This is a genomic window from Methylobacterium aquaticum (genome assembly GCF_001043915.1).
GTDB lineage: Bacteria > Pseudomonadota > Alphaproteobacteria > Rhizobiales > Beijerinckiaceae > Methylobacterium > Methylobacterium aquaticum.
The window spans coordinates 1-14,020 of record NZ_LABX01000127.1 but is presented as its reverse complement, the minus strand read 5'-3'; the positions used below and the strand labels follow the sequence as shown (position 1 = coordinate 14,020).

General features: G+C 67.7%; 20 protein-coding genes. 9 read left to right on the top strand and 11 right to left on the bottom strand.

Annotated features, from left to right (window positions below; translation table 11 throughout):
• From VP06_RS16620 to VP06_RS35080, 10 genes are all read right to left on the bottom strand, one after another.
• Nucleotides 1–1,069 (bottom strand): site-specific integrase (locus VP06_RS16620; protein ID WP_082167442.1); only part of this gene is annotated, 1,069 nt, incomplete at its 3' end.
• Nucleotides 1,059–1,379 (bottom strand): hypothetical protein, encoded by a 321-nt coding sequence (locus tag VP06_RS16615; protein ID WP_048464897.1) that lies wholly within the window; start codon nucleotides 1,377–1,379, stop codon nucleotides 1,059–1,061. The genes VP06_RS16615 and VP06_RS16620, both read right to left, overlap by 11 nt.
• Nucleotides 1,380–1,716: 337 nt before the next feature.
• Complete coding sequence (locus VP06_RS36440; RefSeq protein ID WP_156295645.1) at nucleotides 1,717–2,031, bottom strand: ribbon-helix-helix domain-containing protein; 315 nt, start codon at nucleotides 2,029–2,031, stop codon at nucleotides 1,717–1,719.
• Nucleotides 2,028–2,690, bottom strand: a complete 663-nt coding sequence (gene parA, locus VP06_RS16610; RefSeq protein WP_048464896.1) for a ParA family partition ATPase — start codon at nucleotides 2,688–2,690, stop codon at nucleotides 2,028–2,030. Before parA ends, VP06_RS36440 begins: the two co-directional genes overlap by 4 nt.
• 272 nt (nucleotides 2,691–2,962) lie before the next feature.
• Nucleotides 2,963–3,106, bottom strand: a complete 144-nt coding sequence (locus VP06_RS37240; RefSeq protein ID WP_197093220.1) for a hypothetical protein — start codon at nucleotides 3,104–3,106, stop codon at nucleotides 2,963–2,965.
• Between the two features lie 585 nt (nucleotides 3,107–3,691).
• Complete coding sequence (locus tag VP06_RS16605; RefSeq protein WP_156295644.1) at nucleotides 3,692–4,888, bottom strand: hypothetical protein; 1,197 nt, start codon at nucleotides 4,886–4,888, stop codon at nucleotides 3,692–3,694.
• Nucleotides 4,889–4,971: 83 nt separating this feature from the next.
• On the bottom strand, nucleotides 4,972–5,277 hold the full coding sequence (locus tag VP06_RS16600; protein WP_048464894.1) for a HigA family addiction module antitoxin: 306 nt from the start codon (nucleotides 5,275–5,277) through the stop codon (nucleotides 4,972–4,974).
• Nucleotides 5,274–5,591 (bottom strand): HigA family addiction module antitoxin, encoded by a 318-nt coding sequence (locus VP06_RS16595; protein ID WP_048464893.1) that lies wholly within the window; start codon nucleotides 5,589–5,591, stop codon nucleotides 5,274–5,276. The genes VP06_RS16600 and VP06_RS16595 overlap by 4 nt, the downstream gene beginning before the upstream one ends.
• Nucleotides 5,592–5,606: 15 nt before the next feature.
• Nucleotides 5,607–5,891, bottom strand: a complete 285-nt coding sequence (locus VP06_RS16590) for a type II toxin-antitoxin system RelE/ParE family toxin (RefSeq protein WP_048464892.1) — start codon at nucleotides 5,889–5,891, stop codon at nucleotides 5,607–5,609.
• Nucleotides 5,892–5,980: 89 nt separating this feature from the next.
• On the bottom strand, nucleotides 5,981–6,250 hold the full coding sequence (locus VP06_RS35080) for a helix-turn-helix domain-containing protein (protein WP_167350088.1): 270 nt from the start codon (nucleotides 6,248–6,250) through the stop codon (nucleotides 5,981–5,983).
• A gap of 75 nt (nucleotides 6,251–6,325) precedes the next feature.
• Here VP06_RS35080 and VP06_RS16585 point away from each other — a divergent pair, with 75 nt between their 5' ends.
• The 9 genes from VP06_RS16585 (at nucleotide 6,326) to VP06_RS39010 (ending at nucleotide 11,529) form a co-directional block, all read left to right on the top strand.
• Entirely contained in the window at nucleotides 6,326–6,622 is a 297-nt protein-coding gene (locus VP06_RS16585) for a hypothetical protein (RefSeq protein ID WP_048464891.1), read from the top strand.
• A gap of 13 nt (nucleotides 6,623–6,635) precedes the next feature.
• On the top strand, nucleotides 6,636–7,049 hold the full coding sequence (locus VP06_RS16580; protein WP_048464890.1) for a hypothetical protein: 414 nt from the start codon (nucleotides 6,636–6,638) through the stop codon (nucleotides 7,047–7,049).
• 99 nt (nucleotides 7,050–7,148) lie between these two features.
• Nucleotides 7,149–7,679 carry a hypothetical protein gene (locus tag VP06_RS16575; protein ID WP_048464889.1) on the top strand — a complete coding sequence of 177 codons (531 nt, stop codon included), beginning with the start codon at nucleotides 7,149–7,151 and terminating at the stop codon, nucleotides 7,677–7,679.
• A 10-nt stretch (nucleotides 7,680–7,689) separates the two neighbouring features.
• Complete coding sequence (locus VP06_RS16570) at nucleotides 7,690–7,971, top strand: hypothetical protein (protein ID WP_048464888.1); 282 nt, start codon at nucleotides 7,690–7,692, stop codon at nucleotides 7,969–7,971.
• 62 nt (nucleotides 7,972–8,033) lie between these two features.
• Nucleotides 8,034–9,272 carry a hypothetical protein gene (locus tag VP06_RS16565; RefSeq protein WP_048464887.1) on the top strand — a complete coding sequence of 413 codons (1,239 nt, stop codon included), beginning with the start codon at nucleotides 8,034–8,036 and terminating at the stop codon, nucleotides 9,270–9,272.
• Between the two features lie 74 nt (nucleotides 9,273–9,346).
• A complete protein-coding gene (locus VP06_RS16560; RefSeq protein WP_048464886.1) occupies nucleotides 9,347–10,315 on the top strand; it encodes a hypothetical protein in 969 nt (322 codons plus the stop codon).
• Nucleotides 10,316–10,318: 3 nt separating this feature from the next.
• Nucleotides 10,319–10,600, top strand: coding sequence for a hypothetical protein (locus tag VP06_RS16555; RefSeq protein ID WP_048464885.1), 282 nt, complete (start codon nucleotides 10,319–10,321; stop codon nucleotides 10,598–10,600).
• Nucleotides 10,597–10,725, top strand: a complete 129-nt coding sequence (locus VP06_RS38615) for a hypothetical protein (protein WP_280950222.1) — start codon at nucleotides 10,597–10,599, stop codon at nucleotides 10,723–10,725. The genes VP06_RS16555 and VP06_RS38615 overlap by 4 nt, the downstream gene beginning before the upstream one ends.
• A gap of 402 nt (nucleotides 10,726–11,127) precedes the next feature.
• Nucleotides 11,128–11,529, top strand: a complete 402-nt coding sequence (locus VP06_RS39010) for a helix-turn-helix domain-containing protein (RefSeq protein WP_082167439.1) — start codon at nucleotides 11,128–11,130, stop codon at nucleotides 11,527–11,529.
• Nucleotides 11,530–12,193: 664 nt separating this feature from the next.
• On the opposite strand, the gene VP06_RS16550 is transcribed toward VP06_RS39010, so the two are convergent.
• Nucleotides 12,194–13,801 (bottom strand): autotransporter outer membrane beta-barrel domain-containing protein, encoded by a 1,608-nt coding sequence (locus VP06_RS16550; protein WP_053081853.1) that lies wholly within the window; start codon nucleotides 13,799–13,801, stop codon nucleotides 12,194–12,196.
• Between the last annotated feature and the right edge of the window lie 219 nt (nucleotides 13,802–14,020).

Genomic DNA, 14,020 nt, shown 5'->3' with positions numbered 1-14,020 from the left:
CCGCTTCGGTGCCGATACACACCAAGTCCGCCCCACGCTCCGCCGCAGTCGTGATGTAGCCAGCCCGCAGCGAGTGCGCCCCGAACGTCGCGGCATCGAGCCCGGCCGCGGTGGCGTAGCGTTTCACGATGTCAGCGACGGCTTGGGTGGTGAGGCGGGGCGCAATGCCGGAATTCTCGGCATTGGCACGCACCCGTCCGGATCTGGACACCGGCCGGAACACGGGTCCTTCGGTGATCCCCGCCGCATCGAGCCAGTCCCGCAGCAGGGCAACCGGCTTGATGAAACGCCCGTGCGGAATGGCCTTCTCGAACCCGGCGCCCTCTTGGTCCACCTTAGATCGCCGCACCAGCACCCACAGGCCCTCCGGGTCTTCGCGCAGGTCTGCCACGTCGAGGGCGACAAGCTCCGATCGGCGGAAGGCACCCGCGAACCCGAGGGCGAGCAACGCCTTGTCCCTCTTGCCCGTGAGGGTGTCGGGGACGCGCATCAGCATCGCCGTCACGATGTCGGCGGTCGCAGCGGCTTTCTGATCCGGCGCAGTGCCGACCTTTCGCCGGATGCCTTTCATCGTGGCCCGCACCGCCTCGTCGTCGGTCGGATCAGGCTGCCGGGCGAGCCGATGGGCATACTTGATCGCGGCGAGCCGGCGCCCGATCGTCGAGGCGGCTCGGCCTGCCTCCGCCTCTGCCACTAAGAAGCCCGCCACAGCCTCAGGGCTCGCCGGCAGCGACCGGAAGCCGTAGCGGGCGCACCATGCCGTGAACGCCGCGGCGTCGCTCCTGTAGGCCCGCACGGTGGCGTCCGCCTTGCTGGCGCGCTGGTACGCCTCGACGAGGCTGGCGGCTTCTGCGGGCAGGCCGGCAGAAGTTTGCCCCACGGCGGGGCGCGCCGGCGATGCAGACGAAAAGTTGTCGTCTGCATACTCAGCAGGCAGGCGCGCGGGCTCGCCTACCGTGTCGCCAACTTGGCGACTTGCTGCCGAGCGGCCAAGTTGTCCACTCCGCTCCGCAGGCGCAAAAACTGCGCTTGCGTCGGGAGCCGGCAGGGCGAGGTGACTAGCCGACATCGGCGCAGCATCCCTTCCCGGCCCCGAGCGCCTTGGAGACCTCGCCGCCCAAGAACTCGTCGGCCCAATCGTGCAGCAAGCCGAGATAGCGCCCCGGCCGGCGAACCATCCCGCACCAGAACCGGCCGTGCTCGAATTCCATCGCGGGGCACGGGGCGCCATCGATCGCACCCGGGACGAACCGGCGGGCCACGCCGCAGGGTTCGGCCGCGCAGCAGAACCCGCAGCCGTTGCAGGGCTGGCCGAACGCGGGCTTTTCGGGAGCGCGGGCCGTGATCGCCTCGACGCGGCGCCATGCGGCGTCCGGCATCTCACGGAACAGGCTGGTGGGGCTCGGGGCCGGAGCGCCAGCGCGCCTGGTCCCCGGAACGGGGGAGCGCACCGGGCCCGGCCCGCCAAGGTGGCTGAAGCCTACCACGTCGGCGCCCATGGATGAATGATAGCCTGGGCTTTGTTTCATAACCGATCCTGTGACCGCGCCTGTCTGAAACTTTCGAGAACGACCATTCTCGAAAGTTACGCCCCTGTCCTCATTTCGGCAAGCCCACAAGACTGCCTGCCCACAGGAAGGCATAAAGGCATGCCACCAAGCCCGCATCTGGGCACAGCCGGCAGCGGTGCAAGCTGCCGGCCGCTCCGCGTATCCCTCACGCGATCCGAGACAGGCCGCGCTTCTCGAACACGGCGTTGATCCCCTCTAAGAGAAGATCCTGTTGTTGCCGGTCCTCGTCGGCTGCTATCCGCTTCAACTGCCGGAAGGCTTCCGGCGAGATGTAGGCCGTCACCACCCGCTTGCCCTCGCGCGTGCTGGCCTTCGGGTAGCGGACAGGGGCAGGCGCCGGATCTGGTCGAGCCGCGCCGGCCTCGGGCTCCGGGATTGCCGCAGCCGGCGAGGCTGCCGTTTCAGCCTCCCGGGCTGGCGTTGCCGCCTTCGGGCTGAACAGGCTCGGTCGCTTCGTCACTCTTGCCCCCCTGTGGTCCTGGCGCTCTGCCCGCCTGTTGGCATGTCCACCTGTTTGCAGGCCCACGTGAACAGGGCCGCCATCTCGTCCGCCGCCTTGCCGCCGGGCTCATACTCGCCAGCCGTCCGGCCATCGATGACCGAATACGTGTATGCGACCCGCTGATAGATCACCTGGGGCGCGACCTGGGCACCCTGCCCTTCAAGACCGCTGCGCGCATCGTCCACGATGGCGCTCCGAACCGGGGCCGACGACAGCACTACCCATGCCGGCTTCTTGGCGATCGTCGCCAGATCCCGCGTCGCCTCGATGGCGTCGAGATCGAACGCCGCCGGCCGACATGGGATAAGGATCAGGTCCGCAGCTCGCGCAGCAGCGAGCGAGGCGCGATCCGCGTTCGGCGCCGTGTCGATGACGAGGAGATCCGCGCCGTTGGCTTGTGCCGCCTCGATTAGGTTCGGCAGCCGTTCGGCATGGTCGCCGATCACTTCGGGCTCCGCCGCCTCCCGTTTGTCGCCCCACTTCCGGGCGCTGGCCTGTGGGTCCAGATCCACCAGGGCGGTTCTGTAGCCCGCCAGCGCGCCCGCTGTGGCGAGGTGTACGGCGATGGTCGTTTTCCCGACCCCGCCCTTCTGGCTGATGATGGCGATGGTCCGCACGCCTGCTCCCCCGCATGATGTCTCGCCGGCCTGCCCACAGGCCCGCAAGGCGACTCGCCCTCATGATGCTGTGCGGCGGCAACCTTAGCCGCAAGCCCTAAGATCCGGTTGAGATACGCCCGCAAGCGGGCCTGACGGCAATCCCGCACAGCGGCGAGATGTCATGCCCACAGGCGTGCAAGCCGTCATGCCGGCTTGCAGGCTCGGGGCGCTCCACCGTGAAGCGAGCGAGGCGCCGAAGGTATGGCCGTAATGACCATACCTTGCGCCAGCTACTCAGCCGGATGCTGGCCCTGCGCGGCGATGAGACGACGCACGCGGGCGGTTTCGCGCTCCTGCAAGCGAACGGCCACATAGCCGAGAAGCACCACCGCGGCCGGGGTGATGACGAAGGCAAGGAATGCGGTCTCGTTCATGGCAGGAGCCCCCTCAGGGCACGTCGCGCAAGGAAATGTAGGATCGTCGCGGCTGATAGCCAACCCGCGAACCCCGCGGCCAGCCACCACCAGGGAAGCGCGTTGATCCCGCTCACCCGATAGAGCGCCCCGGCGAGGGGCGTTGCTACGCCCACGGTGAAGCACGCCGTAGAGGCCCGATCGAGGTTGTTCGCGAGGAGCTTCACCCGCTCATTCGCGACGAGCTTCGCCGCCGCAGCGTCAGTGCTCACGGCAGGGCCCCTACGACCCGAGGGCGGAACGGGAAGCGGTAGAGCCGGCACCCGCCTTCCAGGGCCTCAGAGCCTTGCCGAGAGGGCTCACGGGGGCTGGCTGGCACCCTATCGGCAGCCCTGCCCGATCCCCGACGCTCAAACCTGCCCGGGAAGACCTCCGCCAGCTTCTCGGCAGGCCAGTAGTGTTCGAGCGGCATCCCCCGGAAGGGGCGGAAGCGGGGCGGCTCCTCGGGCGTCCTGGTTGACATGCTGGCTCCGGAAGGATCGGGAAAGAGGGCGAGGCCGCGCCACTCCCGAACGCAGTGAGGGAGTGGTCGTGTTCGTGAAGGGATCAACCTTGAATTTGATCCCGAGTTGATCCCGATTTGATTTCCGTTTGATCTCGAGTTGATATTGCAAACGCCTGTTCTGGAAAGGGTTTTCCGGCTAGTCCGGCGAGGCATTCGGCAGTCTCTCGCCAGCGCGGCCGGTTGTCCTGCAACCACTCCACGTTGGCCGCCGTCCCGGCCTGGTAGCGCATCCGCAGGATGCCGAGCATCTGCGCCTCGCCGGTGTGCGGCAGGAGCGGCGCCAGCAGCAGCCCTTCGGTATCCGCATTATCGGACTGATGCTCGGCTAGCATCGCGTGCCCGGCCTCATGGGCAAGCCACGCAATCGCCTGCTCCTCTTTCTGCCCGAGGTTGGCAAGTGCGTAGGGGAACAGGATCGCGGCCTCGTCGCTGTCCGCCTCAATGAGGTGCGGCACGTAACCAGCAAGCCCGGCTTGGGTGATGATGCCGAGCGCGTGGAAGAAGGGGTCCAGAGACGGCTTCCCGTCCTTCTCGCCGATGTGCGGCCGCACGAAATCGGGGTGGTGCCAAGCCTGCGCCGATTGCGGCTCGAACCCCCAGATGATGTGCGCCCCCCGCTGCCCGATCCGGCGCTTGGTGTACGGCTTCCGGATCTGCCGCCAGCTAATCCCGCCATACCGGGGCAAGCTCTGCGCGTGGTAGAGGTCCACGAATAGGCGGAGCGCCGGGAGGTGCTGCGACTGCCTCAGGATTTCTACCGCAGGCGTCTCGCCGGCCGCGCCGTCGATGATTTCAGACGGCAGCCACACCCATTCGTGCGCGTCTGAGGGCGACGGCTCAAACTCAAGGCCGAACCTCTGGTCACCCTCGGATCGGAGATAGCCCTTCCGCACGAGCTGGCAGGCCAGGGCATAGGGGTTGCCGCCGTTCCACCCTTGATCGAAGCGACCGACCTTCGGGACCCAGATCGGGCCGCCGGCCGCGTCGACCTTGTCGAGGACGTGCTGTTCCTCTGGGGTCAGGGCCGGCTTCGCCTTGCGCGGCGCGTCGGTCGCCAGGACGTAGAGCGGGCGCTTGCCTGCCCGCTTCCTCTCGACAAGCCCGGACTTCACCAGCCGCTCTATCGCCTCCTTGGCGAGGTGGCGGGAGATGCTGGTTCGGTCCTCGATGGCGTTCGTAGACCACGCCGTCGTCTTCATGTCGGCGAGGGTGCCCCGGGCCATGACGAGGAAGGCCACGGCCGCGTTGATGCTGCCAAGCCCACAGACAGCGCCCCAGGCTCGCCGATCTACCGCGAAGAAGTTGCCTCGCCCGCTCAAGCCTATGCCGCCTTCATCGTCGGGATCGCGCTGACATCGACCGTCCGGGCCGCGTGCCAGAGATCGTGAGCCGCCTGCATCTTCAGCCACACGTCCGGGCCGTTGCCGCAGAACTTGCCGAGCCGTACCGCCATCTCGGGGGAGACCGCGGCGGTTCCGGCCATGACGCGGTGGAGCGCCTGGCGCGTCACGCCGAGGTGCTTGGCCGCCGTCGAGACCGGGAGGCCGAGCCCAGGAAGCACGTCCTCGCGCAGGATCTCGCCGGGGTGGATCGGTGGGCGGTTGGGGTCGCGGCGTGGGCAGGTCATGCGGCCTCGGACACGGGCGTGATCCGCTCCAACTCGGCTCCGATCTCTGGCAGCAGGGTTTCCGTCTCAAATCGGGTCTGGAGGCCGAGCCAGAACCCGGGCGACACGTTGAACAGCCGCCCGAGGCGCATCGCGGTATCGGTGCTGATGCCGATCTCCTCGCGAACGATGCGCTCTATGCGAGTGCGGGGCAGGTTGAGCGCCTTGGCGACCATCCCCGCGGTGAGGCCGAGCGGCACCATGAACTCCTCTCTCAGCACCTCGCCGGGATGTAGCGGGGGGAGGGTCTCGACAATTTCCAGTTCGTCGGTCATCGCGGCATCCTCCGGTCAGTGATAGTCGACGATCTCAACACGGGCTGGACCTTGTGCGGTCCACTCGAAGCAGATGCGGACACGGCTGTTGATCCAGATCGCATGCTGCCCTGCCCGGTCGTTCGTCAGCGGGTGGAGTTTGTTCCCTGGCGGCATCTTCAGTTCGTCGAGCGAGGCAGCCGTGTCGATGACGGCAAGCTTCCGGCGGGCAGCCTTGAATACGTCAGAGGGGAACCCCTTCGGGCATTTCCCCTGGAAGACGGCTTCCGTCACCCGGTCGTAGAAGCTCTGGATCGCCATCGTGCGGTTGCCTGTATCTCACACAGATACATGTATCACGCATTGATCGAGTGTCAATGACTGATACAGGGCAGTCGGTGGCTGATCCCTCAGTGCTCATCCCGCGTCCCATCCGCCCGGTTGCGGAAGCGAATGCCGGCGCCGCCGCCGTTCTCGGGGATGAACTCCAGGCCGGCCGCCTCAAGGGCCCGGCGAACATCAACTAAAGTGCGATCGTATGGCGTGCGTTTGCCTGCCTCAAAGTCGGCAAGCGTTGCGTTAGACACGCCGCTTGCCTTTGCCAACTGCTCACGCGTCCACCCCAGGATGGCCCTCGCGCCGCGGCTCTGCCATGGCGAAATCGGTTTTTCATCTGACATTCGATATTTCGTCTTGACCTGCGTCTAGGGTTAGATATCTTATCTCACATCAGATGCGACGCCAAGGCCAAGCCGATGTCCGCCACCCGCTCTCTCTACTGGGCCACCGCGATGAAGGAGATCCAGGCGGATCGCGTGAAGCGCCCGGCCGGTCTCCTCGCCGCACAGGGGTTCATCCAGGCCACCAGCGCCAAGCGCCGGCCCCTCGTGGTCAACGGCGCCTATGACCGGGCCGCGATCATGACCGCTGCCGTTGCCGCTGCCCGCGTCCACCAGAACCGTACCAGTTCGACTTGGCAGGAAGCCCTGTCCGTCACCCTCAAGGCTACCTGGGGCCTCGCCAAGGCCGCCCGCGCCGCTTCGGCGCACTGAAGGATCACCCACCATGAACGCACTCGGCTGCACCGCCTTCACCACGCACTCGCCCCGCCGCCCGATCTGGGCCGATGAGCCCGTCTTGCGCGATGGCGACGCCCACCGCCTGCCCGACCACGCCGCCTTCTGGTCCCGCCTGCCGCTGCCGTTCTCTCCGGCGGAGGCGTGGCACCTCCTCTCCCCAGAGGCTCAGGCCGAGATCGGCGCCGCCGTCATCGGAATGCACCTCGCGCAGTACGTCCACGGGGACGGACGGGCCGATGCCGACCAGTTCCACGATGAGGGGCTTCGCGCCGTGGCGAGCAATGTCGCGGACGATCTCCTGAACCGCATGGATGACCGTCTGTGGTCGCTGTTTCCGGACCTGTACGGCCCCGAGGGCGATCACCCCCGGTGGGCCCTCGACAGCGGGTTGGCCGCGTAATCCCTAGTCGCCGCCAGTAGGCGCACTGATCCGCCCGGGACGGCATCCCGGATCATCTTCCCACCAAAACCCGACGACTTCCAATCAGGAGCCCCGCTCATGGTATCGCTGACGCTTGCCCTGCTGACCATCCTTCCGCACCGCCGCGCCATCGTGGCCGGCGCCGTGGCCTTCCTCTCTCCCGCCGCGAAATCCGCCACTGCGGTCGTCTCGCCCCTGCGCGCCGCGGACGTGGAGACCGTGGAGGCCGAGCCGGTTCTTTACCTCCCGGCCCCCGGCCCGGTTCTCGCCCTGTCGGCGCCGAAGGGTTCGAGCCGGCTGCTAGCCGCGATCGAGGCCCACCGCTCTGCCAACCTCGCCCTCAATCAGGCCGTGCGTGATTACGTGCAGGCCGAGGAGGACAGCGCCCCTGACGAGGCCCTGATGCTCGCCGTCGCCGATCGCGCCAGCGACGAGGAGGCCGCGGCGCTCAACGCCCTCGTGGCCCTCACCCCGGCCAGTACCGAGGAGGCGGGCGCACTCGCCGCCCACTTCGCCGAAGTGTCGGCCGACTTCGACAAGGACACCTTCAGCGCCTGGCTGTTCCAGCGGTTCGCCGTGATGCTCGCCCGCGCTGCGGCTCAGGCGTGAGGCTCAGCCGATGACCGCTCCCGCCCGCCGCACCGTGCCCGCCACCGCCCCGCAGGCGCCCGAGGCCCGCTCCTACTTCCCGGCGCCGATCTACGCACGCCACGCCCCCACGCTGCCGCCTGACGAGCCCATGCCGGGCGAATTCGAGGATGGGGAGGCCGTTCACGCCACCCGCCCCGACACGCCCCACGTCCGCGCCCTGCGCTTTCTCGGCACTGCTGGCGACCTCCTGGCCGCCTTCATCCTGATCGGCGGCGGCATGGGGCTGATCGGCCTCGCCACACACCTCTGACGCCCTGCCAAGCCAACTCGCAGTCCAGCAAACTTGCCCTCATGCCCACAGGACCACATGCCATGCTGCTGTCCCTGAAGCTCCCCCGCCGCGCGCCCGACGCGCCCCGCCCGTCCCTGCGCGATCGTCTCGCCACCCTCAAGGGCTCGGCCGCGAAGGTGATGCGCCGCCAGCCCGCCGGCATCGTCCGGCCGAAACTGCTCGGCTCCGGCACGCCGTCGAAGGCCGTGGCCGCCGCCCTGGCCGCGCACGAGATGGCCTATGGGTATGCCCTCTACGCCGAAGCCTACGGGCTTCCGGACATCGCCGAGCGGCGGCAGGCCGAGGAGGAGGCTTTCCGGGCGCTGCTCCACACGCCGCTGACCTCCGATGCGGATCGTGCCGCCTACGCCGCTGCTGTCATCTCGCGGCAGGCGCAATCCCTCGGCGACGCCAGCGCGACCGAGAGGGACCACCCGATGGCCGTGGCCTTCCGCAACATCGCCCTCGGCGAGCACGCCCGGGAGCCGGAGGCGATGCGCCATGTCGGACGGAAGGCCGAGCCGGAGGGCGCCGCAGACCCGATCCTTGCGGCCATCGCCACCAGCAAGGCGGCAACCGAGGCGTTCGACGCATTCGGAGAGACTACCCGCGGAGTGAGGATGACCAAGGCGCAGTGCGAGCAGGAAAACGCCCTCAACGCCGCCGAACTCGCTGCGCAGAAGGCGGTGTGGCAGACCGTGCCGACCACCCCGGCCGGACGCCGCGCCCTCGTCGACTTCGCCCGGACCCAAGTCCAGCGTCGCACCAACCCTGACGGCGACGTGGATGATAGCGCCTGGCTGATCGGCCTGATGCTCAATGCCTTCGCGGCCATGGTCGCCGATCCGTCCGGATCGTGGCCCGTGCAAGCGCCCGCTACTGAGGTGCAGCCGAGCCCGGACACCAAAGACCGCGCCCGCCTCTCGGCCGAGCAAATCGACTTGACCGCGCTCGACGTGTTCCAGCTATCCACCCTGTTCGAGGCGTATCAGGTCGCAAGATTTTCGTGGGAAGGCGTCGGGGCACGGCCCTATAGCTTCGACAACGAGCCGGGTGAGTTTAAGTGCTTAACTGAGTTGGGCGAGGTGGCAAATTTTGAAGAGCATCGCGCCGCCTGGATTATGGATCGCGTCGCAAACGAGATTGCGACGCGCCAGCCGGAAGACGACTATCAGCGCAATGAAATTCTGATGGCGCGCACGCGGCACGAGTTCATGTGCAACGATTGCATCCACGATAACGCGCTGTTGCTCGACATCTCACGCGCCTGGATCGTCTAGGCGCTCTCTAACCCTCTCCCCATCACCATCCGTTCATCCGCTCCGACCTTCCGGGGCAACCATGGAGCACGCCCGTGCCCTCTCTCAACCTGCGCAACGTCCTGCGCCTAGATCCGAACCGGCCGAGCCTCCGGGATCGCGCCGCCGCCCTGAAGATCGCGGCCGGGCTGGTGATCCGCCCGCCCAAGTCGGGAGCCGGCACCGCTGCCGCCCCTGTGGAGGCCGGCGCGATCCTGGATCGCATCCTGATCTTCCGGGTTCAGGAGCTTGTCGCGATCGAGGCCAGCCAGGACGCGACCTTGAGGGCGACCAGCTACCCGGACGCCTACGACTCCCCGGATTGGGTCCGGATGGAGGGCGACCGCGAGAAGATCCTTGCGCAGGTCATTGCGGCCCGCGCGTACACGATGGAGGGTGTGAGGGCGAAGGCGACCCTTCTCGACCTGGACAGCGTCAAGCATTCCCGAGGGCCGTTCGACCGGCTGTCCCTGTCGATTGAGGCGGATGTGGCCGCCCTCGGCATCCTGCCGCGACCGGAGCAGACGGGATCGCAGACCGCGGGCCATGTTGATCCCCACGTCACCCTTCTGCCAGCCCTGAGGCAGGCTTTCGCGTGGACCCGTGAGGCGCACCCGTTCGGTGACGAGCCCGCGAGTTCACCGAAGGGCCGCGCGCATGCCGCGGTGATGGAGCATTGTTGGGACCTGGGACGGTCCATCACGAACCTGCCGCCGCCCTCCACGCTCGCCGGGCTCGGCGCGCTGGCGCTGGCCCTGTCCGTCTATGCCGAGGAGATCATTGGCAGGCCGGAGGACGACGGCATGGACGACCAGCGCTATCCCGAGGAGCAGCGCCTTGTGGCCGCGACCCGCGCGATGATGTCGGTTGCTGGTGTCAATCCTCTGCCCGGGTGGGTCGGGTTCGATGTGGGGCCGGACAGCGACGCACGATGGCAGGCCGTGAAGGCGCAGGCTGGGGAAGGCTTCCTCCCGGCCTGGGCGCTCGCCGGCAAGTCCGGCCCCGACGATGTGACGGATGCCTGATCCGTGGCCGAGATCCTGACCTTCCAGCCCCGCCCTCGCCCGACCACCCCGCGGGACGCGCAGGCAGCCTTTCGCGAACAGATCGAGGTGGCGGCGCAAGCCGCCCTCGACACAGCCGACAAGCTGATTGCCATCCTCAACGAGATGGACGGCGATCCCGACCTTGAGGACGGCGGAGACGCCGAGCCGTCCCTTGGCGCCCCTGAGGGCCACGCCTCGCAGATCGTGTGGCTGCGCGGCGGAGACCGCGACCTCGAGACCACCACCCCGGAGCACCGCCAATGAAAACCGCCGCCACCGCCCGCCTGTCCCTCGCTCTCGGCCAGCCTCGCGGGGTAGCCTTCGGGATGATGCGGCTGCGCGCCATTCGGCGCCAGGTGCTCAACCGAGCGGGCCACGAGGCCGGCTAAGGCAACGTCATCACCGCTACCGCCCTGATCGTCCTCTATCTCGCCGGGTGCTGACCATGCCGACCGCGATCCCCACCGCCGAGCCCAGGCTTTCCCCGCGCCAGGTCGCCCGGTTCCTCTGGCTCTGCATCCGGGTCCGCTACCTGTTCCGGCGGATGGAGCGTGCCACCCTCAGGGTGTCCCGCGTCGGGTTCGATCGAGCCGGCGGGCGGCTCCTCTACTTCGCCGAACGCTGGGCTCGCCTGCCACGCCGAGGCCGCTGCGCTGCTGCGGTGTGCCGAGCCGCCAGAGGTGGCGCAGGTGCGCCGGCTGTTCGAGCACCGCGCCTCGGCGGGGGGACCCTGTTCCGAGAGTAGCCGAATAGGCAGAGTACGAGGCAGTTGAGGCGAGGTGCATCGATCAATGGAGCCGAAACCTGAGAAGGAACCACTTATGCACGGGCCCTCCGGGAAAGAGCGGGTCACCGTCGATGAAGCGTGCGTGATCCTCGGGGTGTCAGCACGAACCGTCCAGCGCATGACAAATGCGGGGAAGCTGCCGACTGCGGCCAAGATTGGTCGCCTCTGGACCTACAACGAGCAGGCGCTTCGTGCATGGGTTTCCGAGCAAGAGCAGCAGCATGTTCGCCATGTCGCGAATGCTCCTCAACGCTCTCGCCCAGCTCCATCTACATCAAGAATTCCGAACCGCCGTGATTGGTCGGATGGTGCAAGCAGCGAAAGCTCATCAAGGAAGGTTCTCAGAGCCCTCAGAGAAGAAGCGAAGCTTCGAGAGGCCGAGGCGCGGAAGCGACGTCAGCGCTGACCCGGCCCCTTGAGGGAGCGCTAACCTCTACCCATCATTCTGCGTCCGGGCCGCGTTGCGTATCGGCCCACCAGCCCCGCCGACCGGGGGATCAGCGGGGCTCGCGTTTCAGGTGTCGGGTTTTCCGCCAGCACCCCTCCGGCCACGGCACATCCTGCCCGAGGACGAGGCTCACTCTGTCAGACCCGCCGTTGGCCACGGCTTCACCTCCATCCTTCATCCAAGTCGGCAGTGAGCTGGCACACGGCCTGTCGCTCAGAGTGGGGTAAGGTCTGCGACATCGACTTGCGGGAGGTCATAATGGACAAAGCCCGGACTATTTTCGTGATGATCGCTGTCGCAACATGTGCATCTCCCGCCGTCGCTCAATCGCCCACGCAACTCGACCCTCCACATGAGGATCCGATGTGCTCTGTGCTTCGGGGCGGCCGGAACCGCGACGCCTCGCTCGCCTCGGCCATGGAGAAGAACAACAGGATGCCAAGTGCTGAGGAGATGCGTCAGAATGAAGAGAGGGAGCATCGGTATCTGGCTCAGTACGGCTGCGCGACCAAGTGAGGCCTGCTGCTGGGCCGGTACTCAGCAAAGTCGATCCAGTGCACGTAAAAAGGCCCGGCGGCGAGCCGGGCCCTTCTCGTCGTGTCTCGTCAGGTCGGTGTCGGGATCACCACTGGTAGCGCACGCCCACCCGGCCGCCGCCGCCGACGAGGTCGCCGCCGATGCGGTAATCGGCCCGGACGAAGCCCGACAGACCGGTCTTCAGGTTGAAGAAGTTCACGGAAGCCTGAACCTCCCCGCGCAGCTTGCCCTGCTCGCGCAGGCCGGTCACGCCGGTGATCCCGTTCACCGCGCCCGAGGTCCCGCTCTCCGTCAGGACGGAGTAGAGGAAGCCCGTCACGCTCGGCTCGACCCGGATGTCGCCCTGGACGAATTCCGACCCCACCCGGGCGCCGATCCGGCCGCGGAGAGCGTCACCGTCCCGCAGCGGAACCGAGGTCGGCGTGAGCGCGGCCTGTTGGTTGAAGGAGGTCGCGACGTATTCCAGCCCTGCGGTCGGCTCGACATAGACCGCGTTCTGGAGCGGGATGCGGTAGCCGACATTGGTGGTGTAGGCGTAGTTCTGCAAGCCGGTGCGCTGGAGCAGTCCGGGCGCCCGGATGTCGAGCCCGAGCAGGTCGACCTTGAACAGGTGATCCCAGAACCACGGGCCGTTCAGGTAGCTGCCGTAGACGCCGACCGTGCCGCCCTCGTAATCCTGCCGGCCGGCGGCCTGGTTCAGGCGCACCGCCGCGGTGGTGTAGCCGCCCATCACGCCGATGATGAGGCCGTCCTCTGCCGAGGTCAGGCGGCTGATCACCAGATCGGCGCCGCCGAGCAGGCCGCCACCGGACTGGGTGTAGCCCAGGTCGCGGGAGAAGGAGGTCCCGGCGAAGGAGAACGAGGTCGACCCGGTGCGGCGCTCGAGATCGCCATAGGCGCGGGCCCAGACGGCCGGCCGGACGTTGCTCGGAGGCGGCTCGACCGGCTGGACCAGGTTCGGGGCGATCGGGTCCTTAGTGACCAGGGCCGCGTACTGGTTCAGGCCGGCATATTGCAGGGCCTGAGGGATCGAGGGCGTGCCGGAGGCGGCGCGCTGGGCGTCGGTGCGCAGCTGGGTTACGCGGTCGAGGACGGCGGTGCCGCCCTGGAACGCGATGGTGCGCGAGGCGGTTACCGCCGTTGGGGCGGAGAGCGCGACGGCGTTCGGCACCGCCGCGACCGCGACGCTGGTATTGCTGTTGCCGTCCCGGGTGGTCACCAAGGTCGGCTCCAGGGTACCGAAGCCACGCGTGCTGGTCAGCGTGAAGGCGTTGGCGTCACTGGTACCGGTCACCACCACTACCGGAGCGCCCGTGGTGAAGGCGGTCGCGCTGGTCAGGTTGGTGACAGTGATGCCGGTGGTGCCGGAGGCGTTGCCGTTGATGACCAGCCGGTCGCCGGCATTCGCCTGGGTCGAGAACTCGGTCAAGAGCCGGCCGTTCTGGCCGACGTAGTTGCCGTTGATGGTGAAGGTATCGCCGGCGAAGCCGTTGACGAGGTTGATCGTGCCGCTGTTGCGGAACGTCGACAGCCCGTTGAACGTCACATTGGTCGCGGCGGTGGTCGGCGCCAGCGAGACCGTTCCAGTGTTGTCGAACACCGCGTCGTTGCCGCTGTTGAAGGTGCTGTTGCCGCGGGCCGCGAAGGTGCCGCTGTTGTTGAACGCGACTGTGCCGGTGACGCCGCTCGGCACCGACGTAGCGGAGGAGTTCGGCCCGAAGGCGACGAAGCCGGTGATCGTGCCGGCATTGTTGACCTTGACCGGCCCGGCCCAGTTGGGGTCATCGCAGAATGTGCCCCAAAACGTACGCTAAGGCCGCTCGGCTGAGCCCGTGGTGCGCAGGGGCCTGAACCGCTCCCGCGGCGTATCGATGTCGCCCCAGAGATAGTCGCCGGTGAGGCTGACGTGCTC

Coding starts and splice junctions, on each gene's coding strand:
- VP06_RS16590 (WP_048464892.1), bottom strand. CDS start 5,891: ATGGCGATCCAGAGCTTCTACGACCGGGTGACGGAAGCCGTCTTCCAG.
- VP06_RS16580 (WP_048464890.1), top strand. CDS start 6,636: ATGAACGCACTCGGCTGCACCGCCTTCACCACGCACTCGCCCCGCCGC.
- VP06_RS37240 (WP_197093220.1), bottom strand. CDS start 3,106: ATGAACGAGACCGCATTCCTTGCCTTCGTCATCACCCCGGCCGCGGTG.
- VP06_RS39010 (WP_082167439.1), top strand. CDS start 11,128: ATGGAGCCGAAACCTGAGAAGGAACCACTTATGCACGGGCCCTCCGGG.
- VP06_RS16585 (WP_048464891.1), top strand. CDS start 6,326: ATGTCCGCCACCCGCTCTCTCTACTGGGCCACCGCGATGAAGGAGATC.
- VP06_RS16595 (WP_048464893.1), bottom strand. CDS start 5,591: ATGACCGACGAACTGGAAATTGTCGAGACCCTCCCCCCGCTACATCCC.
- VP06_RS38615 (WP_280950222.1), top strand. CDS start 10,597: ATGAAAACCGCCGCCACCGCCCGCCTGTCCCTCGCTCTCGGCCAGCCT.
- VP06_RS16570 (WP_048464888.1), top strand. CDS start 7,690: ATGACCGCTCCCGCCCGCCGCACCGTGCCCGCCACCGCCCCGCAGGCG.
- VP06_RS16565 (WP_048464887.1), top strand. CDS start 8,034: ATGCTGCTGTCCCTGAAGCTCCCCCGCCGCGCGCCCGACGCGCCCCGC.
- VP06_RS16575 (WP_048464889.1), top strand. CDS start 7,149: ATGGTATCGCTGACGCTTGCCCTGCTGACCATCCTTCCGCACCGCCGC.
- VP06_RS16600 (WP_048464894.1), bottom strand. CDS start 5,277: ATGACCTGCCCACGCCGCGACCCCAACCGCCCACCGATCCACCCCGGC.
- VP06_RS35080 (WP_167350088.1), bottom strand. CDS start 6,250: ATGTCAGATGAAAAACCGATTTCGCCATGGCAGAGCCGCGGCGCGAGG.
- VP06_RS16615 (WP_048464897.1), bottom strand. CDS start 1,379: ATGCCGGACGCCGCATGGCGCCGCGTCGAGGCGATCACGGCCCGCGCT.